Source organism: bacterium (assembly GCA_041648665.1).
Lineage (GTDB): Bacteria > UBA10199 > UBA10199 > 2-02-FULL-44-16 > JAAZCA01 > JAFGMW01.
Genome location: JBAZOP010000024.1, coordinates 15,885 through 38,614 on the forward strand (window position 1 = coordinate 15,885; position 22,730 = coordinate 38,614).

The 22,730-nt window shown below is 65.7% G+C and carries 28 protein-coding genes; 19 read left to right on the forward strand and 9 right to left on the reverse strand.

The features are described 5' to 3' along the window. The first annotated feature begins 18 nt into the window (after positions 1-18). From WC683_09440 to WC683_09500, 13 genes are read left to right on the forward strand one after another with little or no spacing between them, the layout of a single operon-like run. A complete protein-coding gene (locus WC683_09440) occupies positions 19-1,257 on the forward strand; it encodes a hypothetical protein (GenBank protein MFA4972824.1) in 1,239 nt (412 codons plus the stop codon). Positions 1,258-1,312: 55 nt separating this feature from the next. After that, positions 1,313-1,690, forward strand: a complete 378-nt coding sequence (locus WC683_09445) for a hypothetical protein (protein MFA4972825.1) — start codon at positions 1,313-1,315, stop codon at positions 1,688-1,690. Next, positions 1,687-1,911: a hypothetical protein gene (locus WC683_09450; protein ID MFA4972826.1), complete on the forward strand. Its 225-nt coding sequence runs from the start codon at positions 1,687-1,689 to the stop codon at positions 1,909-1,911. The genes WC683_09445 and WC683_09450 overlap by 4 nt, the downstream gene beginning before the upstream one ends. An 11-nt stretch (positions 1,912-1,922) precedes the next feature. Beyond that, complete coding sequence (locus WC683_09455) at positions 1,923-2,636, forward strand: hypothetical protein (protein ID MFA4972827.1); 714 nt, start codon at positions 1,923-1,925, stop codon at positions 2,634-2,636. Beyond that, positions 2,623-2,940, forward strand: a complete 318-nt coding sequence (locus WC683_09460; GenBank protein MFA4972828.1) for a hypothetical protein — start codon at positions 2,623-2,625, stop codon at positions 2,938-2,940. Before WC683_09455 ends, WC683_09460 begins: the two co-directional genes overlap by 14 nt. After that, positions 2,940-6,017, forward strand: coding sequence for a hypothetical protein (locus tag WC683_09465; protein MFA4972829.1), 3,078 nt, complete (start codon positions 2,940-2,942; stop codon positions 6,015-6,017). Before WC683_09460 ends, WC683_09465 begins: the two co-directional genes overlap by 1 nt. Before the next feature lie 2 nt (positions 6,018-6,019). Next, on the forward strand, positions 6,020-6,949 hold the full coding sequence (locus WC683_09470) for a tail fiber domain-containing protein (protein MFA4972830.1): 930 nt from the start codon (positions 6,020-6,022) through the stop codon (positions 6,947-6,949). Continuing rightward, the gene (locus WC683_09475) at positions 6,949-8,841 is read left to right on the forward strand and encodes a hypothetical protein (GenBank protein MFA4972831.1); all 1,893 of its coding nucleotides are present in this window, start codon (positions 6,949-6,951) and stop codon (positions 8,839-8,841) included. Before WC683_09470 ends, WC683_09475 begins: the two co-directional genes overlap by 1 nt. Continuing rightward, positions 8,838-11,720, forward strand: a complete 2,883-nt coding sequence (locus WC683_09480; GenBank protein ID MFA4972832.1) for a hypothetical protein — start codon at positions 8,838-8,840, stop codon at positions 11,718-11,720. The genes WC683_09475 and WC683_09480 overlap by 4 nt, the downstream gene beginning before the upstream one ends. Next, entirely contained in the window at positions 11,720-14,440 is a 2,721-nt protein-coding gene (locus WC683_09485; protein MFA4972833.1) for a hypothetical protein, read from the forward strand. Before WC683_09480 ends, WC683_09485 begins: the two co-directional genes overlap by 1 nt. Before the next feature lie 4 nt (positions 14,441-14,444). Beyond that, positions 14,445-15,647, forward strand: a complete 1,203-nt coding sequence (locus tag WC683_09490) for a hypothetical protein (GenBank protein ID MFA4972834.1) — start codon at positions 14,445-14,447, stop codon at positions 15,645-15,647. Positions 15,648-15,655: 8 nt separating this feature from the next. Beyond that, complete coding sequence (locus WC683_09495) at positions 15,656-16,738, forward strand: hypothetical protein (GenBank protein ID MFA4972835.1); 1,083 nt, start codon at positions 15,656-15,658, stop codon at positions 16,736-16,738. Next, a complete protein-coding gene (locus WC683_09500) occupies positions 16,735-17,034 on the forward strand; it encodes a hypothetical protein (GenBank protein ID MFA4972836.1) in 300 nt (99 codons plus the stop codon). Before WC683_09495 ends, WC683_09500 begins: the two co-directional genes overlap by 4 nt. A gap of 2 nt (positions 17,035-17,036) precedes the next feature. Here the strand turns inward: WC683_09500 and WC683_09505 are convergent, their stop codons facing one another. Next, positions 17,037-17,498 carry a hypothetical protein gene (locus tag WC683_09505; protein MFA4972837.1) on the reverse strand — a complete coding sequence of 154 codons (462 nt, stop codon included), beginning with the start codon at positions 17,496-17,498 and terminating at the stop codon, positions 17,037-17,039. Between WC683_09505 and WC683_09510 the strand changes: the two genes are divergently transcribed. From WC683_09510 to WC683_09535, 6 genes are all read left to right on the forward strand, one after another. After that, complete coding sequence (locus tag WC683_09510; GenBank protein ID MFA4972838.1) at positions 17,497-17,847, forward strand: hypothetical protein; 351 nt, start codon at positions 17,497-17,499, stop codon at positions 17,845-17,847. The genes WC683_09505 and WC683_09510 overlap by 2 nt on opposite strands. A gap of 1 nt (position 17,848) precedes the next feature. Further along, complete coding sequence (locus tag WC683_09515; GenBank protein ID MFA4972839.1) at positions 17,849-18,037, forward strand: hypothetical protein; 189 nt, start codon at positions 17,849-17,851, stop codon at positions 18,035-18,037. Positions 18,038-18,100: 63 nt separating this feature from the next. Then, positions 18,101-18,358, forward strand: coding sequence for a hypothetical protein (locus tag WC683_09520; GenBank protein ID MFA4972840.1), 258 nt, complete (start codon positions 18,101-18,103; stop codon positions 18,356-18,358). Continuing rightward, positions 18,355-18,669: a hypothetical protein gene (locus WC683_09525; protein ID MFA4972841.1), complete on the forward strand. Its 315-nt coding sequence runs from the start codon at positions 18,355-18,357 to the stop codon at positions 18,667-18,669. Before WC683_09520 ends, WC683_09525 begins: the two co-directional genes overlap by 4 nt. Further along, positions 18,666-18,962 carry a hypothetical protein gene (locus tag WC683_09530; GenBank protein ID MFA4972842.1) on the forward strand — a complete coding sequence of 99 codons (297 nt, stop codon included), beginning with the start codon at positions 18,666-18,668 and terminating at the stop codon, positions 18,960-18,962. Before WC683_09525 ends, WC683_09530 begins: the two co-directional genes overlap by 4 nt. Next, on the forward strand, positions 18,959-19,561 hold the full coding sequence (locus tag WC683_09535) for a hypothetical protein (protein MFA4972843.1): 603 nt from the start codon (positions 18,959-18,961) through the stop codon (positions 19,559-19,561). The genes WC683_09530 and WC683_09535 overlap by 4 nt, the downstream gene beginning before the upstream one ends. 22 nt (positions 19,562-19,583) lie before the next feature. On the opposite strand, the gene WC683_09540 is transcribed toward WC683_09535, so the two are convergent. The 8 genes from WC683_09540 to WC683_09575 form a co-directional block, all read right to left on the reverse strand. Next, complete coding sequence (locus tag WC683_09540; GenBank protein MFA4972844.1) at positions 19,584-19,952, reverse strand: hypothetical protein; 369 nt, start codon at positions 19,950-19,952, stop codon at positions 19,584-19,586. Beyond that, a complete protein-coding gene (locus tag WC683_09545) occupies positions 19,952-20,197 on the reverse strand; it encodes a hypothetical protein (GenBank protein MFA4972845.1) in 246 nt (81 codons plus the stop codon). The genes WC683_09540 and WC683_09545 overlap by 1 nt, the downstream gene beginning before the upstream one ends. Before the next feature lie 210 nt (positions 20,198-20,407). Next, positions 20,408-20,806, reverse strand: coding sequence for a hypothetical protein (locus WC683_09550; protein ID MFA4972846.1), 399 nt, complete (start codon positions 20,804-20,806; stop codon positions 20,408-20,410). 3 nt (positions 20,807-20,809) lie between these two features. After that, a complete protein-coding gene (locus WC683_09555) occupies positions 20,810-21,397 on the reverse strand; it encodes a hypothetical protein (GenBank protein MFA4972847.1) in 588 nt (195 codons plus the stop codon). 1 nt (position 21,398) lies between these two features. After that, positions 21,399-21,632: a hypothetical protein gene (locus WC683_09560; GenBank protein ID MFA4972848.1), complete on the reverse strand. Its 234-nt coding sequence runs from the start codon at positions 21,630-21,632 to the stop codon at positions 21,399-21,401. Continuing rightward, a complete protein-coding gene (locus WC683_09565) occupies positions 21,629-21,871 on the reverse strand; it encodes a hypothetical protein (protein ID MFA4972849.1) in 243 nt (80 codons plus the stop codon). The genes WC683_09560 and WC683_09565 overlap by 4 nt, the downstream gene beginning before the upstream one ends. Then, positions 21,868-22,368, reverse strand: coding sequence for a hypothetical protein (locus WC683_09570; GenBank protein ID MFA4972850.1), 501 nt, complete (start codon positions 22,366-22,368; stop codon positions 21,868-21,870). The genes WC683_09565 and WC683_09570 overlap by 4 nt, the downstream gene beginning before the upstream one ends. Then, positions 22,365-22,730, reverse strand: a 366-nt coding sequence (locus tag WC683_09575) for a hypothetical protein (GenBank protein MFA4972851.1), incomplete at its 5' end; no start/stop codon positions are given. The genes WC683_09575 and WC683_09570, both read right to left, overlap by 4 nt.

Consider the following 22,730-nt stretch of genomic DNA (forward strand, 5'->3'; position numbering starts at 1 on the left):
GTCGTCGCGAGGGTCCCCATGACCGTCCCGAATACTACCGAGTACGCAAGGCTACTTGAGATTGTCTACGACGATGAGCGCATCGTCGATCGCGTCTACACCGAGTCGGAGGTCGCTCGCCGGCTTCTGAGTCGCCAGAAGAAAAACTTCGTCGGCGGCCCGCTCACGTTCGACTGGAAGTACAGCGGGAACGAAGCGGTTGCCAACACGATCGCGGCTGCGCAGGCCCTGATCGATCACACTCACGTTGTGCAGGTCAGCTTGACCCGCAAGACGCTGCTGGCCGTCCACCGGCTGGACCAGGAGCTGTTGGACGTCGCCAAGCAGGGCAAGGCGGCGTTTGTCTCGGCAGTGACTGAGGAAACGTCGAGCACAGAGAAGGCGTTCGCGGCCTCGCTTGCCGCGCAAATCTACGGCAACGGCGGCGGCGCGATTGCGCGTCTGAGCGCGACCACGACCGTCAACACCGCAACCATCAGGCTTGCGAACAAGGAGATGGCGGCACGCCTCCGCGTCGGCCAGACTCTCGAATTTGACGACACCGACGGCTCGGGCGGCGGCGCGGTTCACGTCGGCAGCCAGGTCATCACGGCGATCGACTACCAGACCGGCGATGTCACCGGCGCCCTGCACTGGGACGACGTGGTTGCTGGCATCGCGGCCAATGACTACGTGTTCCTCCCGGGGCAGTTCGGAATCGGCTGGGCCGGTTTCGACGCGTACTGTCCCGCTTCGGCACCCGGCGGCGCCGACAACTTCTACGGCGCAAACCGTAGCGTGAGCCCGACCAAGCTCGCGGGCGTGCGCAAGGCGGCCAGTGGCGGAACGGTCGAGGATGCGTGGATCGACGCGGCCACGGAAGCGGCCAACCTCGGCTTGAAGCTCAAGCAGATCGTCTGCAACCCCTACCGGCTCGGCATCGCCGCACGCGAGGCCGCGGGACGCACGACCTTCGTTGCAACGGACTCGTCGGACAAGGCGTTCGGATCGAAGCGCATCACGCTCGCGGTTCCGACGACCAACGGCGTGCTGGAGATCATCCCCGATCCGATCTGCCCCGTGGGAACCGACTACTTCCTGGACCTGGAGGACTTCTCCATCCACTCCAGCCCGAGCGGCGCGCCCCACATGCAGCGCACGCTGGACGGCAACATCTGGCACCCGGTGTCGACCGAGAACCAGGTGGAGATGAGGTGGGCCAGCTACGCGAACATGAAGGATCGCGACCCGGGAAACATTATGCGGGTCGACTTCTGATGACCATGGCGAGGGGGTGGCCGCGGGGCTTCCCCCAAGCCGAAAGGAGCTAGCCATGAGTCTGAAGAACCTTTCCCCGATGTTCGCCCCTGCCTCGCAGCAGGTCGAGTGCATCATCATCTTCCGTCCGAAGGGCGCGGGCGTTCCGTCTCTCATCTATGGCCCAATGGTGTCGAGCGTGGTCCGCGCCGCGCAGGGCATTTTCACCCTCACGCTGAAGGACACGATCGTTGCCCTCGGCGGAATCACGCACGTCAATTCCCCGGTGGGCGCGGCCCGCCTGGACGGCTACCTGGAGCACACTGCCGGGACGGCGGTTATCACGCTCACGCTTGTGGACACTGCCGGCGTCGCACAGGACATCGACCTCACGGCGGCCGGGGAAGTGGTGATCAAGTTCACCGCGAGCCAGTTGCCCACGGTGGTCAAGTGAAACCCTCGGCGGCGCTTCTGGACGATCTGGCCGGTGAGCAGGACTCGCCGGCCGCGACCGTCACTGTGACAGTCGAGAAAGCGCCCGACTGGAAGTCCATGGGCAAGGCGCTGCTGAGCGCCATCGCGGCCAAGGACGAAGGGGCAGCGGCGCAAGCCGTGCGCGCAATCGCCATGTGCTGCGATGCAGGAGAGTCGGAGGACGCAGAGGCCGAAGACTGAGGAGGCGCTAGATGCGCACGTATACCGCGACGGAGCTCGAAACGAAGATCCGCACCGAAGCGGGGCTCACGGGCTCCACCGCGGTCACGTCTGCCGAGATCCTCTCTCTCATCGACACGTACTACTCCGAGCTGTATGACCTGCTGATTGCGGCGTACGGGCAACCGTACTTTCGCAGCACTCTGACCATCGCAACCGTCGCCGGCACGAGCGAGTACGAGTTGGACCTTACTGGGGGCGGCGCGGAGCGCGACGTGCTCGACGTGCTCGGCGTGCAGATTGCGCTGGACGCGAGCACGGACGTGATTCTGGACCCGGCGGACTACTTCGCCATCCGGGCCACGCTTGCCGCGTGCAAGAACTCCTCGTGGAGGGCTCTCGGAATCCAGCCGATCTACAACCGCGCCGGCTCAAAGCTCATCATCGCGCCAGCCCCCGACGGGGTGTACACGATGACCGTCCACTACGTGCCGTGTGCGGCGAAGATCACGGCGGGCGGAACCAGGATTGACGGCTGCAACGGCTGGGAAAGGTACATTGTAGCGGCCTGTCTCGCGGCACTGGCCGGGGCTGAAGAGGCCGATCCCTCCGTATGGCTGGCCGAACTCGCTCGGCTCAAGGACCGCATTCAGCGACGCGCCCCTAAGCGTGTTGCCGACGGGCCTGTGCAGATCACTCGAAGGCGCCGCACGCGCCCGCGGGGGTTCGGATATGCCAACGAGTGATCGCACTGAGCTGCAGGTAGTCCGCGTGAAAGACACGGACACGCAGAGGGCGCTCGAAGATGCCCGCGAACGCAACAAGGCGGCGCAGGCGCAAGGCTTCGCGGGTGTGGACGTCACTGTGACCTTTACCGCTGCGGCGGCCCAGACCTTCTCTCACAAGCTCGGGCGCCAACCGATTGGCTGGTTCGTGCTGGACGCCACCGGAGGCGCTCCGCTTCTGCACCGCACCGCCTGGGACACCAGAACCCTTACCCTCTACTACGCCGGCGGATTCACGGTCGTGGCGAAGATCAGGGTGTTCTGATGCCCCTGCAGCGCCAAATCATCAACATCCCGGTCGGAGCTGGCGTGGACGAAATCGCCGGCAGCATGGGCACGCCCGCGGGCAAGTTCGCCGTGGCGACCAACGCCCGCATTGTCGACGTGGGGACCATTGAGCAGCGGCCCGGGTATGCGGCCATGGCCGCAACGTGCCTCGACGGTAGCAGCGTGGTGAACGCACGGCGCCTCATGCGCTGCGGCGACGAGATTCTTTTGGACGACGGCAACGCGATCTATACCTACGTTGCAGACGCGGACAAGTGGCGCGCGGTGGATCACATCAGCGAGGCCACCATTGCCAAGCGCATCCCGGGTGAGAAGGGATTCCCCGCGCAGCTCTGCAACTGCGACGCAACGTGGTGTAGCGGAATGTACGCGCATGCTTGGGTTGGTCCGGTGGCCGGAGCCGCGGGCAGCTACGTCCACGTACGGCTTACCGACGAGATCACGGGCGCACGCCTTGAAACTACGACTTGGGTCTGTGCGCTCTCGTCGCAGGTTCGCATCTTCGCCCTGCCGTCGACAACGAAGGTCGTTGTTTGGTACACGCGAATCAACATCGTTGGCGGGGCTCGTGAGCTTGTCTTCCGATATGTAGACGTTGCCGCGCCGATCACGTGGTCTGCCGAGGTCACCGTTGTTTCCCTCGCGCTCAATACGCCGTGGGACGTGCAGCCGATGTCCAGCACGCGCTCTATCGCCATCTATACTGGCGCGGGCGCGGGCGCTGCGGTGATGGCTGAGATTGACACAGCGGGCATGGTGTTGGACTCGGTAGCGGTTACCTTCACCACGACAAGCGTCGCGACTATCTGCTACGACTCAAGCGGCGATTGCCTGTACGCATCGTATTGCGCCCCGACCCCGAACGGGCTGCGCATCGCGAAGGCGACCCGCCTGCTGGGTCTTGCGCTGTCGTGGGACAATCAGCTTGACGCCGACGTGTACACCGCAGCGGTGCCCATGACCCGTGTTGTGGGAATGACGTACATCAACGCCGTAGGGGCGCGCGTGGTCTGCAGCATCAACGCGGATACTGCCCGCCCGGCGCAGACCCGGGCCACGATCACGAACAACGCGGGCGTGGTGTCTGCAACGGTATCGACCACCTACCACGTGCAGGCGATGGGCGTTCCGCGGTGGATCGGGACCCGCCTTTACGTGGTCGGGTATCTGGCCCCCGCAACATCTGTCGGCACAGGGACCCTGGTCCTTACCAATCCGCCGCAGCACGCCGCGTACCTGTTCGAGGTCCCGGATGCTGCGTGGCCCATGCGCCCCGTTGCGCGCATCGCATGGGCTCAAGCGCAGCCTGGCGGGACACAGTCGATGCCGATCGGGCTGAACCTGTGCACCGTTGGCTACGTGTCCGCGGTCTCGCTGCTGAGTGAGAATTTGTCCGTTGCAGCGACGCCCGCAGAGCAGCAGGAAGGGTTCGACCTGTACGCGCTCGACTGGACGCCGGAATACGCCCCGCTTGGGGTTGAGCAGGATGGCGAACTCATCATGAGCGGCGGGGTTCCGAATTGCTACTGCGGAGACCGTGTTGGGGAGTACGGGTTTCACTACTACCCGAGCGCGGTGCACGAAGTGACAGCGGTTGCCGGGGCACTGCCCGCCGGAAGCTACGGCTACGCATTCTGCTTCGTGCACCGCGATGACAGGGGCGTGCTGCACAGGTCCGCGCCAACGTACCTGCGCGCAACGGCCGACGGCTCGCACGAGGTTGCGCTCTACGTCACGCAGTATTGCACCACGACCCGGATGGACCTGTCGGACGCAAGCTACCCGGTCGAGATCGAGATGTACCGCACCCTCGATGCCGGGTACGTCTATTACCACGTAAGCACGGCACAGGGCAACCCGGCTGCGCACACCTGCGTATTCAGCGACATCGGCACCATTACGGCGGCAACGCTGATCGCTCGAAGGCAGCTGTACACGAACGGTGACGTGCTTCCGAACAAGGCCCCGCCAGCGTTCAGGCACGTTGCGGTTCACAACAACCGCCTATGGGGTATCTCATGTGACGATGTTGACAGAATCTGGCTGTCGAAGCTGGCGTCACTGCGCGAGGGGCAGGGGTTCGACGAGCGCTTGTCCACGCGCGTGCTCGGGTCCGAGCTTATGGCCCTTGCTTCGCTGGACGGCAAGCTGCTTGCGTTCGGGCGCCATGAGATATCGGTGTTCTTTGGTTCGGGCCCCACGGACACAAACCAGAACAGCGACCTGTCAGACCCGCAACCGGTGTCGAGCGAGCACGGGTGCGTGGACGCCCGGAGCGTGTGTGTGTTTCCCGGTGGCGTCACGTTCCAGGGCAACGACGGTCTGCTGTACGTGGTCGAGACCTCGATGCAGGTCAAGTGCGTCAGCCTCCCCGTCTACGACACGCTGCATACCTATCCCATCATCAACTCCGTTTCGTACTCGCCTGACGATCATGAGCTGCGCGTGGTCTGCACCAAGTCGGCAATCGCCACCAGCTGCGTTCTGGTGTGGAACACACTGATGGATCAGTGGCACGTGTGGATGCCCAAGAATGCGGCGGGCGCGTATCCCCCGGCCGTTGGCGGTACGATGATAGCGTGGTCGGGCGAGCCGGACCGGTTCGCTATGCTGCTCACGTCGGGCGTTGTCCTGCGTGAGAGCGGGTATGTGGACGCAGACGCAACGTACCCGACCGTTACCCTTCGCACGGGGCCGCTGGCCCTGTCGGGCGTGCAGTCGTTCCAGCGGGTGTGGGACGTTGGCGTTCTGTTCGAGAAGCTGGTGCAGGCGTCCAGCAGCGACGTTGTGCTTACCGCCTACAACGACCATCTGACGGGCTCCAGCACCTGGACCAGCACGTGGACCGCAGCCGAATGCACGTCGGCGCAGACCATGCCCCGACTGCAGCTCAACGCACACGTGCCTGTTAGCTCGCAGAAGTGCGAAGCGATCGCGCTGCAGATCGCGTGGACGCCGGTCGGCGGCAAAAACCAGCGACTTCAGGCGCTTTCGCTGCTGATTGGCGCGAAGGCCGGAAAGCCCCGGATCCTGCCGGCGGCTGCGAGGAAGTGACCATGAGCGTATTCGAACCCGGTTCATCGGACGACACGCGGTACAACAACAACGTCACGTCGGGCGGGGCGTGGGGCTCTATCAAGCACGACGCGGGCGCAGCGTGGGACAACACCTACGGCGGCATCTTCGACGCGCTCAAAGGCCCGCAGGCCCCCGAAGTCAATCCGGTGAGCTACGACTGGAGCGGGTACAACAAGGGTCAGCAGAATCAGCAGGCACTCAACGAGATGCTGCTGGCTCGGGCGCGCGGACAGGGCCCGTCCGTTGCAGAGGGCCAACTGGCGCAGGCAACGAATGCGAACATGGCGGGGGCGCGGTCCATGGCCGCATCGGCCCGGGGCGGCGCCATGCAGCAGCAAGCGGCGCAGCAACAGGCGCAGATGCAGGGCGTGAACACGCAGCAGCAGTCGGCGGGGCAGGCCGCAACGCTGCGCGCACAAGAGCAGCAGGCCGCTATGAGCCAGTATGCCAACGCGCTGCAGGCCCAGCAGAACACCGAGGCCCAGCGACAGATCGCCCTTGGAAATACGCAACTCGGAATGACCAACGCCGAGACGGGCAGATTTGAGCAGAAGCGCCAGGCGCAGTCGCAGGGGCTTGGAAATATCGCCGGCATGGCGATGGGCGCGGCCTCGATATTCAGTGACGAGCGCGCCAAGACCGACGTTCACGACGCGGAGCGCGACGTAGCCGAGATGTTCCAGGCGCTGCACGCCAAGCGGTTTGAGTACAAGCCCGGCATGGGCGAACCCGGGGAGCACGTGGGCGTTATCGCGCAGGACCTGGAGCGCACGCCCGCAGGCAGAACGCTTGTTGAGCACGACACGGACGGCATGCGAACGATTGACCCGCAGCGCGCCCTGATGTCGCTGCTGGCGGCGGGCGCGGACATCTACGACCGGCTGCGCAGGCTGGAAGGGGGCCGGTGATGGCTAATCCGTTCACGCCTGGAACCCAGGAGTTCATTCAATACCAACTGGCCCACCCGGAAGACGTGCCGCCTTCACAGGCCGCTGCGCCGATGCCGATGGCGCAGGCCGCCCCGCCTTCCCCTGCGCAGGGAACGCCCGGCGCGATCCAAGCGCAACTGGCGGGCGCTGCACCGCAGGGTGAGTCCTACGTGCCGGGTGGCAGGCTGTCTGTGCCTACCGTGCCCGCCAACGCGCCGCCGCAGGGCAACGTGGCAGTGGCAATGGGCCTACCCGCCGCGGATATGAATGCCCCACAGGTAATGGCGAGTCCGAAGCCGGGCACCATGGACCCAAACTCCCGCGTGATGTTTCCGCAGGGCGGCCAACCGCAGCAGGCCGGCACATCTCCCCTGCCCTTGCCCCCCAGCGGTGGCGGCGGCGGACCCGTTCGCGTCATCCCGGGCAGGCGCACGCCGCAGTCCTGGGCCACCACGACGGAGCAGGGCGTGCAACTCAGTCCCGAGACACTGGCATCCTACGAGCAGGCCGCGGATCAGCGGAAGCAGGCGCAGCAGATCGCGGAGTCGGCGGCGACAGACGAGCGCTACGTGAGAGAGGAAGCGGGCGAGCGCGAGGTAAACGCCGCGATGACTGCCGCGGAGAAGCGAGAGCGGGCCGACAAGATGCGCGCCTACGACATGGAACAGGCGCAGAAGAAATACGAGGCTGCGAAGGTCATCGACCCGAATCGACTGTGGGAGAATAAGAGCGGGTTCAGTAAGGCAATGGATGTAGTTGGGGCGATTGCGGGCGGCATCCTGGTGGGCATGGGGCGCACGTCGACGAATCAATACCTCGACGCGATGGAGCGCGCGGCGCAGCGTGACGTGCAACTGCAGCTCAAGAACCTGGAGCTCGCTGGCGACGACATCAAGAGCATGTACGGCCAGTGGGACCGCGAGGATCAGAAGGTCGCTGCGGGCGAAAAGGCCCGGCTGGAAGATGCCCTGAAGCAACTGGACTACCAGCTGTCTGGCGTCAAGGGCCAGCAGCAGCAGGCCGCCTACCTCAACGCGCGGGCAGACCTGCAGGAGCGCATCGGAGACCGCGATCTCGCCCTCGCGAAGCAGACGCAGGGCAAGACCGTTGTGCAACGCCACGACGTGATGACCAAGCCGCAGACGATCGGCGGGGGCGGGGGCGGGTCGCGCGACTGGATGCGGACCGTTGCCGGCATTCCTCCCGAGAAGCTCAAGGACTTCTGGGCAGCATACAAGCTCAACGCCGAGACACCGGGCATGACCAAAGACAAGGCGATGGAGGCCACTGTCCGGCAGTTCAACGCCAGCGGCGGGATTACGCTTGGTTCGGGGAAGGAAGGAAGCGGCCCCGCTGCACCAGGAGATCAGTCACTGTATGTGGCGGGCGCGTTCGGCGGAAAGGGCGGATACGCGCGCACGCCCAAGGACGCGGAGACGCTCAAGGTGGGAATGACGGCTGCCAACCTATACCTTTCCAACATCAGGCGGCTGCGGCAACTGCGCCAGGAGACTTTCCTCAACCGGATTCCGGGCAGTCAGGCACGCAAAGAAGCTGAGATCCTTGTGTCGCAGAACATAGTGGCGCGCAAGAAGATGGACGAACTCGGCGTCATTGCCGGCCCAGACATGGGCATCATTCTGCCGCAGACCGGCGAGGGCGCGCTCGACATAATCTCGCCGAACATGGACAGGGCGCTTGATGTCATCGAGAGTTCCACCGTAAATGGGCTGGAGACCACTCACCGAAACTACGGAATGGTCCCCGGGACAGAGAGCGTGCAGAGTGGATCCCTCACCGGCACCGTGACCGGCACGAGCGCACCCGCCCCGAGGACCGGCACCACCCCCTTCCGGAAGGCCGGCGAATGAGGGTTGTTGACGCCAAGGGCCAGATCCTCGACCTGCCCGATGAGCAGGCGTGGGCGGGGCTGCGATCGGGCGACTACGGGCTGCAGCCGGGCTCTGAGGTAGCGGTCCGGTCCGACAGAGGGACAATCGGCACCGTCAAGGCCGAGAACTTGGGCACGGCGCTGCAGGAAGGCTACGCGCCCATTGCGCAGGCTGAACTGCAGCATGAGGAAAAGCGCCTACGAGCCGAATCGGTCGGCGGGGTCGCGGGCACCATCGGGGCGGGACTCCTTCGAGGAGGCACCCTTGGCGGGTCCGACGAGGTGATTGCAGCCCTTGGCGGGCCCGAAGCACAGCGAGCCCTGAACGAATACCGCGAGATCAACCCTTGGCTATCCGTGGGGGCCGAGGTCGGTGGGGCGTTGATTCCCGCGCTGCTTTCGGGCGGCTCATCCGGCGCTGTCACGGCGGCAGAGGAAGGCTCCGCACTGGCCCGGGGCGCGTCTGCCATTGGCCGCGGAGTGCTGGCCCCGGCTAGGCTGCAGCAGGGCTTGGGCACGCTCGCAGAACACGGCGTGGCCGCGCTTCTGCCCGAAGGCGGCAGCCTGCTTGCCCGGGGCGCCCGCACCGTCCTGCCCGACATGGCCCGGGGCGTGGCAGAGGGCGCGCTGCAGGGTGTGGGCAACACCATTACCGAACACGCGCTTGGCAACCGCGACCTTACCGCCGAAGCGTTGATCGCCAACATCGGACACGGCGCCGTCATGGGCGGGGCGCTTGGCGGCGGTATCGGAGCGCTTCGGTTCGGGGCCGGTGAGGCGCGCAAGGGGCTGGCTGCCCTATTGAGCCGAGGGGCCACAGAATCGCCGTTGCCGGCCCTGGGGACTGCCGCGGAGGACGCGCTCACCACCCGCACAAGGGCCATGATCGGGCAGGATGCGGAATCGGCTGCAGCCGTTGGGATGCGCGACACCATGACCGCGCAGGGCGGCGGCGGACAGATGACCGCCAAGGTCTACCACGCGCTGCACGACACGGACGGGGAGATCGCGGGCGCACTCAGGTCGCAGCAGACGCGCGAGATCATGCTCCGCAATGCGGACCGTGAGGCAGACAGGCTCGCGATGGACGCGACCCGGCACTACGACGCGGGCGCGCGAGCTACTGAGATGGTTCAGGAAGGCGTACTGCGCGGCACGGCCAAGGATGCGCAGATGGCGAGACTAGTCGATGAAACCCGTGCGCCGCTGGCCGCAGACCGCGCACAGGGCGTTCTGGCTGACGTGTACGCGCTGCGGGACACGATCGCCATGGACCCGCTTGCGCCGAAGCCGCTCATCGGCAAGGTCAACGCTATTGCCGAGGGGTACAACACGCTGCTTTCGCGCGCCATGGCCGCAGACGATGGCGTGGCTGGAAAGCTGTTCGCTGAACTCGACAACCTGAAATACGACGTTGGTAAGCTCGCGTCGAACACGGGCGGAAAACACGGGCTCGTGCTGGAAGGCTTCTACAACAACAGCCTAAAGCCGCTTCTGGAAGACTCCACGATATGGTCCAAGGCCGCCGAATCGCAGAGGGCCATCAACGGACCGTACTCGGCGTGGATCGGGTACAAGCGCGCGGCAATCAGCCGGTTTGAGGATTCGTTCGGCAAGAAGCCAGCGGCTACCTCGTTTGACGAGCTGCTGGAGTCGGACCCGGCCACCCTAAAGTCCCTGTTCAAGCAGATCGGTGGCGCCGAGTCCGTCAAGCGGATGGAGCTTCTGGATAACCTCGCCAACGCCCAGAAGCAACTGGCCGCCGCCGCGGAATCCGCCTACGCGCTCACGCCCGCTCAACGCAAAGCCGTACAGGCCATGCGCGACTCGACCGACGCTTACCACGGCACGGTCAAAGAGGCGCAGGCCAACATGGCCCTGATTCGCAAGGCCGAGGAAGCGGAGGCGCAGGCCGCTTCCCCCCTGTCCAAGGCCGTCGGCAAGATTCCCGGGGCCGGTCCGCTGCTAGAGCTCGCGTTCTCAACCAACCCCGTCACGCTCGCGCGGCACACCGAAAGCGTGATGGCGCTCGGCCAGCGCATCAAGACCCTTGTCGGTATCGACTCCGTAGCGCGGGCCACCACCACGCGCGTTACCGATGCTGCGAAGAAGATCGTCGGCGGGTCCGGCCATGGCCCAGGGAAACGCATCCAGCATGTTGCCGAGAAATCTACAGAGAAGGCGATAGAGGAGCACGGTAGACCACCGCGATATCCGTCGGCCGTGTCGTTTGCGGTCAAGACGATCGGGCCCAATCCAGAAGACCGCGCCAAGGGCTACGAATCCAAGCGCAAGGATCTGGAAGCCATCGTCAACGACCCGCGCCGCGCCCGCTCGGCCGCGGCGCACATATCGCAGGATGCGCCTGGCGTGGCCGACGCGGTAGCCCGTTCGCTGCAGCAGCAGGCGAAGTATCTGCTTGACAGCGCGCCCAAGGGACCACCCGTGAGCGCACTTCAGCCCGAAGTGACGATGCCCCCAAGCGACGCGCAGATCCTGTCATGGCTGCAGCGGCTATCAGCAGTGGACCACCCGGACGCCACGCTACGGGACATCTCCGAAGGCGTAGCGCCCGCAGAAACGATCGACGCGTTCGCGGCAACGAATCCCGCCCTGTATGGCCTGCTCCGCGCGACTGTGATTCAGCAGATCTCGCAGCAGACGGGGCCGCTGGACGCTGAAGCGGAGCGGCGCATTGCCGCGGCCCTCGGCATCCCGGCCGACCCCGGGCGCGTGCAGTCGTACCAGCAGACATACGCGGCGGCACACGAAGCGCCGCGACCGAAACCAATGCCGCAAGGCAAGAACACGGATCGGCTGTCTTCAGCCGCCGATCGGATTGAACGAGGAGAAGACTGATGGGAACCGATCTATTGACTGTCACGCCTGCGTGGGTGGAGCATTCCGCAAACCGGCTCGCAATCGCCGGATGGGAATCGATCGCGATCAACCACCCCGAGCTGTCCGTGCTGCTGCAGACCATGCTGGGTCGCGAGGCCTACGCCAAGGATGCGGCGGCTACGGCGCAGTCCACCGCGAACGACGCGCACGCGCACGCCGTTGCGGCCCTCGGGTATCTCGGCTCGCTCGGTACAGATATGCTGGCCACGGACGACGACGGGCTGGCGATCAAGATCAAGAATCGCACGGGCGCCGCCACGGTCAAAGGCCAGGTTGTGCAGCTTCACCGTACCCTGCGCGAGATGTCGGGCGACGCGGGCGCACAGTGCAGCGCATGGGCCACCGCTGGCGAGAGCGAGGCCAACACGGACGCGGGCCAGCTCTACTTCGATGTGACGGTTCCCAATACCGTCACCTACTATTACGGCGGCCTCACGGACGCGCCCACGGTCTACCACTACCACGGCGTCACGGACGCCCCCACGGTCTACCACTACCACGGCGTCACGGACGCCCCCACGGTCTACCACTACGAGGGCGTCACCGATGCCCCGGTGGTCCTGTACTGGGAACTGACGGTTGACGCCCCAGTGGTCCTGTACTGGTCCCTGTGGCTCGACGGCGCCGACGCGACGGTCACGGTCTACAGCGATGCGGCGATGACCGTTGCCGTGGCCGAAGGCGCACTGGTGGGCGACGGCGGCGGCGCAATCGTCCTGGCAGAGGTGGGCGGTTCGGGCATCACCGGGACGGTCACGGTAGCGGCGGGAATCACCCCCGACACCGGGACACTGAGCATCCTCGATGACGTGATCACCGAGGGCGGCGACTCGCTGGCGCAGTGCTCTCTGTGGACGATCGTCGGCGAGGCGCAGACGATGACAACCGTCAACGTCTACTCCGATGCAGCCAAGACCGTACTTGAGTGCACCGGTACGGTCGATCACGACACCGGCGGCGCGATTGTGCTCGCAGCGACCGGCGCAATCAGCGGGACGGTCACGGTCGACGCGGATGCAGTGGAGGATACCGACGGGGCCAACACCCTGTCATGCCTCGACGACGTGATCACGCCTGCCGGCGACGCGCTGGGGCAACTCACGCTCTGGACCGTCGTGGGCGAGGCGCAGACCCTCTACACCGTCAACGTCTACGACGACCTGGCCCACACCACGCTGCTCTGCACCGGAACCGTCGACCACGATACCGGCGGCGTAGCCGTTGTCCTGGCCGAATTTGGCGGCTCTGGCATCTCCGGTACCGTCGATGTCGTGGCCTCTGCCGTGGACTCCACCGCAAATGCCAACACCCTCTCAATCCTGGACGATGCAATCACCGAGGGCGGTGACGCGGGCGCAGCGTTCGCGAACTGGACGATCGCGGGTGAGCCGCAAACCATGTACACCGTCACGGTCTACGATGATGTGGGCCACACCACGGTTCTTTGTCAAGGCACCGTAGACCACAGCACTGGCGGCGCGGGCGTCGTGCTGGCCGAGGTGGGCGGAAGCGGTATCAGCGGTACCGTCGACGTTGCTGCGGCTGCAGACGACTCGGTAGCGGACGGAAACACGCTGTCCATTCTCGACGATGTGATCACCGAAGCCGGCGACGCAACGAATGAGTTCCTGAACTGGGCAATCGCTGGCGAACCCCAGACCCTATACACCGTGTCGGTCTACGACGACGTGGCGCACACCACGCTTCTTGCACAGGGAACGGTGGACCACGACACGGGCGGCATCGCCGTCGTGCTTGCAGCGGTCCCGCCGTCCACAGTGGCCCTCACCGTTGACGTGATTGCGAGCGCGACCGATTCGACGGCGGACGGAAACACGCTCTCGATTCTCGACGACATCATCACCGAAGGCGGCGACGCGGGCAACTGCTTCGCCAACTGGACTTGCGGCGGCTACCCCCCGACCATGTACACCTTGTCGGTCTACAGCGACGACGCGGGCGCGCACCTTTTGTGTCACGTCGTTGTGGACCACGTTGCCGGCGGCGCAGGGCTTGTGCTTGCGTCCGACAGCGCGGAATTGGTCACGGGCACCGTCGATGTGATTGCGCTGGCCACCGACGATGCCGTCGCAGCCGCGAACACACTCACGATCACTGCGGGCGTGCTGGTGGAGGCTGGTGACGCTGGCGGCTGCTTCAGCAACTGGACGATTGCCGGCAGCGACCAGACGCACGTCTACGTGTACATGGACGCCGCGAAGACGGTTGTGGTCTGCCACGGCTCGATCGACAACACGACGGGTGGAACCATCACCCTTGCGGCTGTGGGCGGCTCGGGCCTCACCGGAACCGTGGTTGTGATTCCCGCCGCCATCGCAGACGCCGCCGCAGACAACATCTTGTCATATTCCTACGGCGGCTCGTTCCAGCTCACGCCCGCCAACGGCGACGACGTGGCCGGTGTGGTCTACGAGGCCGGGGTCGCGGACGGGGCCGACACGTGGGTCACAATCGCGGGCAAGGCATACGTGCTGCGAGAGCCCCTGAGTGGAATCGCTGCTTCGTCTTGGGTCCGCACCGGGGCGACTACGCCCGGCTATTGCGAAAGTGAGTGGGACTTCGCTGCGGCTCGTGCGCAGCAACAGATCGGATACGCATTGGAACGGGTTGCCGCGGGCGGCGCAGCGACGGTGCTCGTAGAACTGGCTAGGAGGTAGAGAGATGAGAAGGGTACTGTTTGATTTCCACAACGCGGCAGCGGCGACCACGTATTGGCCTTCAGCAAGCGGTGTACAGGCCGCCCCGGGCCTGACAGAGTTTCACACGCAACTGGACCTCGTGGGGTCCGGCGGCGTCACCTACACCGTAGAGTGGACTGGCGACGACTCCAGCAGCACGGGGGCGCAGCTCACCGCGGACGCCTGGAAGGACGTGACCAGCTCGTGCCGCAACCTCGTCACGGGCGGCACAAGGTTCGCGGCCTCGTGGGTGGACTCCACATGCGTCCTGGATATCTCGCACATCACGTCGGGCCGGTGGCGTGTCAAGCGCGTCACCTCCGACGCGACCAACGACGGGCGCGGATCGATCATGACGGGGGCGGCTGCCCACAACGGACTTGTGGACGTGGCGTCCTCTGCCCTTCCCGACGACGCCGCGACCGAAACGACACTTGCCGCCATCGAGGGCGACACCTCCAACATGTCCCCGGCCTACTACCCCACCCGCGGCGCAACCGGCCCGGCGGGCGGGGTGTGTTTGACGCTGCCGATTGCCGGCACGAGCTCGTACAATGCGCCGCTTGTCCACGATATGGACACCGGTGCAGGTACGGCGTATGGCCTCGGCGTCTCCATCCGCAAGGCCGGCGCGGGCGGGTCTTCGGCCCTGTTCGTCACCGCAACGGATCGTGGGTTCGTCGGTATCACCGATGGCACCAACAACATGCCCACGATGGACGCGGCGGCGCGTGCGGGCTACATGCAAGTGACGGACGGCACAACGACGGCGAAGGTCACCGCGGCATCGACGGCGGCTGTGGCGACCGACCCTGGGCAGGTCGTGTCCCTGTCCCCCAACAGCCCGATCCGCTCGCATTGCGGTACGTGGACGCCCGCAACCGCTGCGGCACCGGCTGACTCGGCGGTCATCAGCGCAGCAGCGTGCAAGGTTGGGCGCGTGATGGCGGTCAACACGCACGCGACCATCACCTACTACCTGATGATCTTCGACTTGGCGGCGGTACCCGCCGACGCAACCGCTCCCCGGTACCCCGCAATCCCGCTCACCCCGGGGCAGGCTGTGGTGCTGGACTTCGGCGGAACGGCGCACGCGAACGGGCTGTGCTGGTCCGATAGCACGACGGTCGCGACCAAAACGATCGCAGCCACGACGCCTTTCCAGGTGTCGGCCGAGATCGTCTGATGCGCCGCATGGGTCCAGGGATCGGGGTCCTTGTCCCGGGCTGGGACCCCGATTCTCACAGCATGGGCATCCAGTCCGGCGATTCGTTCGTCCCCTGGCGTATCCCCGGCTGTGCGCTTGCCGCCTGCACCAACTCGGGCGTGTACGGCTCGACGGTGGTCGCGTTTCCGGCGGATCCGTGCGTAAACGGGACGTTCGCCGTCGATGCGACTTGGGCCAAGGGCGCGGACTGGACGATCAACGGCGGTGTCGCAAAGCACGCGGCAGTCGGCGCCAACGATCTGACGCAGGCGTGTCTCACCGTCGGCAACACGTTCATCATCACGTACACCGTCACGCAGCAAACCGCGGGCAATATCACGGTGTACGCGGGCACGACCGCGGGCACTGCGCGAACCGCACCGGGCACGTACACCGAAACGCTCCTTTGCGCGGGCAATACCACGCTCGCGTTCAAGGCGGATGCGGCGTGCGATGCGTGGATCGATAACGTGGTCTTGCAGCCGCGGAATGCAGCATCCTTCACCGACCTCTCCGGCAACGGCCACCACCCCGTGCAGGCCACGGCGAACAAGCAGCCGTTGTGGGTGGCGTCTGGAAGTGGCGGCGTGCTTCGGTTTGACGGGACAGACGATTATCTGAAGGCCGCCGCGTTCACGCTCGATCAGCCCGCGCATGTGTTCGTGCTCGGGAAATACACGACGGGCGCGGGGACCGCGTATCTGTGGGACGGGAACGCCGCGGACAAGGGGGCGTGCTATCGCGTAGCTGCGCCCAACAACAATTCATACGTATATGCGGGAGGCGGCGCGGCCATCTCACTGGCGTCGGCTAACTCCACTTGGTATGTGTATGATGCAACCTACAATGGAGCATCGAGCCTAGCGGGTCTGAATGGGGCGGTTCCAAGCGGTGCGAACATAGGAGCAAACAACCCTGGCGGATTCACGCTCTGTGCTGCTGGCAGCGGCAACGCGAGGATCGCGGCCGATATCGCCGCTGTGATTGTCTTCAGCCGCGCCCTTGCCGAACCCGACCGCCAGCGTGTCGTGCGGTGGCTCAACCGCCAGAAAGCGATGCTCGCGCTATGAGCAAGATAGCAATCTGCACCACAGAGAAGGACGCCAAGGCAATCCAGGCCGCAGATGACGCCGCGGGGCACTTGCCTTGGCCGTCTGTCTATCTCGACGGCAGGCCCTGTCCCGGCATATTCACCCTGCACCGCTACGACGTGACCGCGAAGCCAGACGGCAAGGCGTTCGCGTTTCCGGTCGATGACACGTACGCGGCAAAGGCGGGCGTGACCGTCACCGACAAGCTCGATGCAAGCTGGACGGCTGAGACTGTCGAACCGAAAGAGCCAGCGGGCAAAGAGGTGGTGAAGTGAGGCTACGTGCTCGCAACGAAGTGCGGCGCGTGAGGACCGGGTGCGGAGTCGAGCCCGTTGCCCGACAGATCGCGAACGAAGCAGGGTACACCTTCGGGCGGCAAGAACAGCAGATCGACCGTGCCATCGGGTCGCAGCACGCGAACCCGGTGATGTGTGCCCATGCGAATGTCTGCGCTGCCAACGTCACGAACGCGCCACGAATGCTCGCCCGGGTTGCTCAACACCTCGTCAGGCAGCGCGTCGCGCCAGTGCTGCATCGAGCGCATCACGGCAACGCGGTCGTGGTCGCACAGAACCTTGGGGGAGTAGACCATCGGGCCAACGGCGCACATTGGCTCGGTCGGCAACTCGGCGGGCTTCGTGAAGTCGGCAGGTTCGTCGAATCTCATGCCCATAACAATATCCCACGAATCGCGCACCCGCAACGCATAACGCCCCTCGCGGGCTAGGAGAACCGACATGCAAACTGCACTTGAAACCCTCGGCTCCGCAGCGTTCGCGGCAACCGTCGTTGCCCTACTTCGCAAACGCTGGCCCGCCCTTGACGGCTGGTACGTGACGGCGATCTATGCCGCCCTTGCCGTCGCGGTGGCCCTTCTCACGCACTACTCCGCAGCCCTGCCCGCGGAGGTGTGGACCGTGCTGCAGATCGCGGCCGGGATCGTCGGCACACAGGGCGCGATCACGGCGGCGCAGCAGGTGGCGGCGAAGGCGAGCGTCACGAACAACACGATCGCGGTCACGTCCAGCGACCCGGTGATCGTCGAGCCCGACACGAGCAAGACGGACCCGGGTGCGAGCGGGGAGTGAGATGAGCCGCAAGCGCAACAGATCGAGACGGGCTCGGCAGGACAACCCCATGCCTCTTCCGCCGCTCGTCTATGATCTGCCCGATTCGCCGGTTCTCACAGAAGAGGACATCGCCCGCATTCGCGCTGAGTCCCACGAGTGGCGCACAGCATTCGAGCGCAAGACGCGCTGGATGGTGGTGCCGGTATGAGCGTCCCCTCCATACTCGCGTACCTGCTCGCGCTGCTCATAGCGGCGGAGGGGAAGTCCTGACATGCCCCCTCCCCGCACACAGACACTCGACCCGGAATCGTGCCCGGAGCATGCCCGCCATTGTGAGCGGCTCGATCGGTGCGACAAGCGCTTGGAGCTTGTCGAGGCGGGCGAGAAGGATCATGAGCACCGGGTCACTGTCCTCGAAACGGAATCGAAGTCTCGCACCAAGTCGCTGAACGCGATTTTGCCAACCGTTGTCGCGGTGCTGTCCGCGATAGGCACCGTCTATAGCCTACTGAAAGGGCACCGCCCATGACACTCGTACACAAGACCCGGATCGCTTCGGTCGTGCTCGGCTCAATCGCAGCCGTGCTCACCGCTGCAACACTTGCTCTCGCGGCCCTGCATGGCTGCACCCCGGCGCAACAGCAACTCGGCGCGCGGCTGGGGCTCGCGGGCGGCGAGATTGCGTGCGTGATCGCTGCGCAGTGCAGCGGGATCGTGGTCGCAGATGAGCTCGCAGACTTCTGCCGCCTCAGTGCAGACGAAGTGCGCAGGTACCTGGACGCCGAAGCCGACGCCGGCGAGGGGCCCAACTGTCCGCTCGAGGACGGAGGCGGGCAGTGATCCGCACGGGCCTGGAGTACGACTCGGGCATCAGCCGCGGGACAGACGCCCGTGACGCCGCACTGCTGCGCGCCCTGCTCGATGCCGCCCGGATCCGTGGGCAGGTCGTGCTGGTCGACAGGTATCACGACGGGTGCATCGTATGCGTGGGCGGCGAGCGGCAGACGTCCGAGGGCCGGGACATGCGCGAGGCCATCGCGGTCGCGTGCACCCGGATCGGGCTTGACCCGGAGCCGCCCGCTCAGACGATCCGCGCGCCCGAGACTGGCAGCACAGAGGAGGGCGGGCCGTGACACCCGATCTCCAATCCTGGTACGACGATCTGCACTACCGCCGCGAAGGCGAAACCGACGCGGAGCACATCTGCCGCGTCGTGCGAGAGCTCGACGGCGTGTCGCTGCACTCGCACCGTGAGAAGCTGGACGCGCTGTTCTGCAGCATCGAGAGCGAGTCCAGGGCGAAGGTGGTCGACACGTGGGAGACCAACTGCGCCTCGAGCGCGTGGGCCATCATCTGGCTGCTCGGCGGGTTCGCGGACCCCGACGACTTGGTGCTGTCGCTGCGCGTGGGAGAAGCGATGTCCAAGCTCCGGGGCAAGTGCGCGCACGCCTTGGCACCGTCGAGGGACTGGCGCGACGTGACGCCGGGCTGCATGCTCTGCTACTGGTCGAGCGGCAACGACGCCCATATCGAGTGGGCGCTGTCAGCCCCGGACGCGGCTGGGCTTGCGCTGCACGGAGGCGGCGGGCGGGCTGGCTGCGCGATCACTTGCAGCAAGGAACCGCAGGACATCCGCACGTCTTGGGGACGACGACTGCAAGAGATTTACCTGCCCGAGAAGCTCATCACGCGCGAGGAATTGCGATACCTGCCGGGGGTGTGGGAGCCGTAGCCCGCTCCCGTGAGCGAGGGTCCTACTTGATCGCATCGAGGCTGCGCACCGTCTCATCGATCAGGGCGGGCATCTCGGCGTCCAGCCACGCGGCCCAATCGTCGCCCCATGAGGGGTGGTCGCTGTGCGAGACCTGATCGGCCACGGCCTGCACGTACTCGTCTCCGAGCGCGGCGAGGTCCGAGCGTACGTCGTGGATCCAGGTGATGAGGTCTTTGCGCGTCGCGATGATCGTCATGGTCGTCTCCCCTGTCCAGAGTCCACAGTCCCGCCGCGCGAGAGTGCGCAGCCATTCGCTGATCGTCATGTCCAGATCGTGCGCCCGCTGCTCGTAGCGGAGCCGCTCTCGCTGCGTCACACGGACCTGAATCGTGATGCGGTCGGAGGCCATCACTCGCCCCCCGTCTTCTTCTCTGCGCCGCGATCCCAAGCCATGCAGGCAGCCGTCGGCGTGCCGTCCTCGTGCTGCCACTTGGGCGACGGCTTGCCCGTCTCGACCTGCCAGCTCATCTCGACCACGTCGTCGAAGCTGATGCCGGGGTGCGCGGCCAGGACGGCCCTGCACGCATCCGACGTGCCCTTGCCATCCGCGCGCGCTGCCTTGTACGTGTCGACCGGGCTTTTGTTCGTGTTCATGCTCTCACTATAGCGCGTTTTTGGCTTGTGTCAACATATGTGCTGACGTTTCTGCAAATAGGTAGCACAATGTAGGCACTCCCCGGGCGGGAGGGAGGCGCGGTCCTGATCGGTCACGGCACGTCCCATCCTTCGATGGCGCTGGCATCTGCGGTCGCCAGCCCCGCTGGTCCGCGTCGCGAAGTGCAGCCATGATGTTCTCGACGGTGCTCACCGCCCGCTCCGTGTGGGGTGGGGCGCATTCATGTCGTAGTCATCGAGCGCGGCCTTGACCGTCCTACCCCGCCCGCCGTCCGACTCGATCAGCCCGTCGATGTTCTCGCGCAGGATCGACACGAGCCGGCGCGCGGCAATCAGCTCCCCGAACACTTCGGGTCCGTGGTTGCGCATCGCCACAATCAGATCGGCGTCTTCGCTCGCGCCGCCGCTGCGCATCTCAGAGCAGTGGATGTGGTCGGTGCACACGTAGTGGTCCAGGCCGTCATGTCCGTTGCCCATGCTCGCCAGTAGCCAGTCATCGCCGCTGAACGTCTTGGACGCCTCGTGCCGCCACGGGCGCGGGCTGGCTTCGCGGTACAGTGCGGCCCATTGTTCGATAGTCAGTCCCATTCCTCACCCGCCTTTCGTGGGGTAAACCGGCTCCAGGACGCCGCCGCACTCGTTGCATCTGCATCCAACGATCGGCGCCTTGCGTTTGCCGCAGCGTAGACACTTGCCTCCGAAGTATTCCACGGCTTGCCCAACTGCCACCTCCAGCCCCGCTAGCAGTCGGGCGGCTTCGTCCATTTCCAGCACGGTCACGACCGCGCCGATGTCGATGTAGACGCTGCGTTTGTGTGTGTAGTGGATGTCCATCATCACTCTCCCTTCGCTTCCCGGCGCGGGCTCGACGGACCCTCCCACCTTGGCGCGGGCGGCTCGTAGCTCGCTTGCTGCCTCGCGGTAGTAGTCGGTGCGCAGCGGCGTCGGGTCGCGCATCTCCGGGTGTGCCGCTGCGCATTCGGCTGCGGCCTTGTCCGCCTCCCGATCCAGATATAGAGCGCACGCCTCCCTCTCAGCCGCGCGGCCGGATTCGTAGCCCTTGCGGCGGATTGCGCCGTACACGTCGGGGTCGATGAGGGTCGCACCGCACGTCGTGCAGCACCCGTCCTCGTCACTGCCCATACCCTCGCCACATTGCGGACACCAAAACACATCCATCTCACCCCTCCTTCGCCGCGCGGATGGCCTCGGCGCATATCGCTACGACCTCGTGCGGCTCCAGGTGTTCTGCCAAGAACAGGCCCCCGATCGTGGCCGCCGCGTGCTCCAGGGCGGCGCGCCAGATTGCGCGGTAGCCCGCGACGGTGCACACGTTCCACTCCGCGGCCTCACGTGCGGCAGTGAAGATGCGATGCAGTTCTTCGTCGGTGGGCATCCCCTTCGTCGTGCTCATGTCGTCCCTTTCAGCGCGGCGGCTAGGGCGCAGTAGGGCGCGTGATGTGCGCCGGGGCGGAATGCTGCCGAACAAATTGGGCAGCAGTCGTCATCGGACCACTGCACCTCCCGCAACACATCCCTTACCCTCTCTGCGTCGGCCTTGTAGCGGTCGCGGGCGGCGGTCAGAGCGTCAACGGTCGCTTCGAGGGTTTTGATTCGCTCATCTATAGACCGCGAGATAGCCCGTGTGCTCACCCCTCGCCCCCCTTCCCATCAAACAACCTTGCCATCTCCCTGATAGCCCCCACAAGTGCCGCGTCCGGTGCGCCCGATTCGTAGGCGCGCACAACCGCGGCGGCGGCGAGGGTGAGGGTGTCGAGGCGTAGGGATTGGTCCTGGTAGGCTCGTGCGATGGCGGGCGCAGCGGTGCGGTATTGGGCGATGAGAGCGGCGTCCGGGTGTTTGATTCCGACGAATCTGCCATCCCACTCATGGACGTAATCCGGCCCCGCTTCTGGCGGCAACTTGGCGAGCGGATACATGATCCCGCTGTCGCAGTTCATGGGCCACTGGAATACGGGTTGCCCGCTTTGCATGCCCCATCGGTCGAACTGCATCACGAAGATTCGGCCACCGTGAATAGTGGACAGATACACATCATGATGCCGCGTGCACCCGTACCATTGCCACTCCCCCGGCGTCGCCTTCGCATCCAGTTCCAGCACGAGCCGTGCGGTTTCTTCGGGTGTCATGTGGCCTCCTTGGCGGGCTCATACGCGACAGCCTGCCGCGCGAGAGCAATCAGGTCGATCGGGGCGGCGTCGTCGGCGGCGGCGCTGGCGGCGTTGGCGGCGGCGTCGGCGGCGTCGGCGGCGCTGGCGGCGTAGTAGGCGGCGTAGTAGGCGGCGCTGGCGGCGTAGTAGGCGGCGGCGTCGGCGGCGTCGGCGGCGCTGGCGGCGGCGCTGGCGGCGTCGTCGGCGGCGCTGGCGGCGGCGCTGGCGGCGTCGTCGGCGGCGCAGGCGGCGTCGTCGGCGGCGGATCTCGATCGGTCCTCCTTCGATAGCCACTTATCCGCCCAGGCGTTCCAGCGCGCGTCTAGACAGCGCCGTTTAGC

Coding starts and splice junctions, on each gene's coding strand:
- WC683_09560 (MFA4972848.1), bottom strand. CDS start 21,632: ATGAGCACGACGAAGGGGATGCCCACCGACGAAGAACTGCATCGCATC.
- WC683_09470 (MFA4972830.1), top strand. CDS start 6,020: ATGAGCGTATTCGAACCCGGTTCATCGGACGACACGCGGTACAACAAC.
- WC683_09550 (MFA4972846.1), bottom strand. CDS start 20,806: ATGGGACTGACTATCGAACAATGGGCCGCACTGTACCGCGAAGCCAGC.
- WC683_09500 (MFA4972836.1), top strand. CDS start 16,735: ATGAGCAAGATAGCAATCTGCACCACAGAGAAGGACGCCAAGGCAATC.
- WC683_09490 (MFA4972834.1), top strand. CDS start 14,445: ATGAGAAGGGTACTGTTTGATTTCCACAACGCGGCAGCGGCGACCACG.
- WC683_09480 (MFA4972832.1), top strand. CDS start 8,838: ATGAGGGTTGTTGACGCCAAGGGCCAGATCCTCGACCTGCCCGATGAG.
- WC683_09555 (MFA4972847.1), bottom strand. CDS start 21,397: ATGGATGTGTTTTGGTGTCCGCAATGTGGCGAGGGTATGGGCAGTGAC.
- WC683_09505 (MFA4972837.1), bottom strand. CDS start 17,498: ATGTCGGTTCTCCTAGCCCGCGAGGGGCGTTATGCGTTGCGGGTGCGC.
- WC683_09485 (MFA4972833.1), top strand. CDS start 11,720: ATGGGAACCGATCTATTGACTGTCACGCCTGCGTGGGTGGAGCATTCC.
- WC683_09475 (MFA4972831.1), top strand. CDS start 6,949: ATGGCTAATCCGTTCACGCCTGGAACCCAGGAGTTCATTCAATACCAA.
- WC683_09570 (MFA4972850.1), bottom strand. CDS start 22,368: ATGACACCCGAAGAAACCGCACGGCTCGTGCTGGAACTGGATGCGAAG.
- WC683_09465 (MFA4972829.1), top strand. CDS start 2,940: ATGCCCCTGCAGCGCCAAATCATCAACATCCCGGTCGGAGCTGGCGTG.
- WC683_09515 (MFA4972839.1), top strand. CDS start 17,849: ATGAGCCGCAAGCGCAACAGATCGAGACGGGCTCGGCAGGACAACCCC.
- WC683_09455 (MFA4972827.1), top strand. CDS start 1,923: ATGCGCACGTATACCGCGACGGAGCTCGAAACGAAGATCCGCACCGAA.
- WC683_09460 (MFA4972828.1), top strand. CDS start 2,623: ATGCCAACGAGTGATCGCACTGAGCTGCAGGTAGTCCGCGTGAAAGAC.
- WC683_09495 (MFA4972835.1), top strand. CDS start 15,656: ATGGGTCCAGGGATCGGGGTCCTTGTCCCGGGCTGGGACCCCGATTCT.
- WC683_09510 (MFA4972838.1), top strand. CDS start 17,497: ATGCAAACTGCACTTGAAACCCTCGGCTCCGCAGCGTTCGCGGCAACC.
- WC683_09440 (MFA4972824.1), top strand. CDS start 19: ATGACCGTCCCGAATACTACCGAGTACGCAAGGCTACTTGAGATTGTC.
- WC683_09540 (MFA4972844.1), bottom strand. CDS start 19,952: ATGGCCTCCGACCGCATCACGATTCAGGTCCGTGTGACGCAGCGAGAG.
- WC683_09545 (MFA4972845.1), bottom strand. CDS start 20,197: ATGAACACGAACAAAAGCCCGGTCGACACGTACAAGGCAGCGCGCGCG.
- WC683_09520 (MFA4972840.1), top strand. CDS start 18,101: ATGCCCCCTCCCCGCACACAGACACTCGACCCGGAATCGTGCCCGGAG.
- WC683_09445 (MFA4972825.1), top strand. CDS start 1,313: ATGAGTCTGAAGAACCTTTCCCCGATGTTCGCCCCTGCCTCGCAGCAG.
- WC683_09525 (MFA4972841.1), top strand. CDS start 18,355: ATGACACTCGTACACAAGACCCGGATCGCTTCGGTCGTGCTCGGCTCA.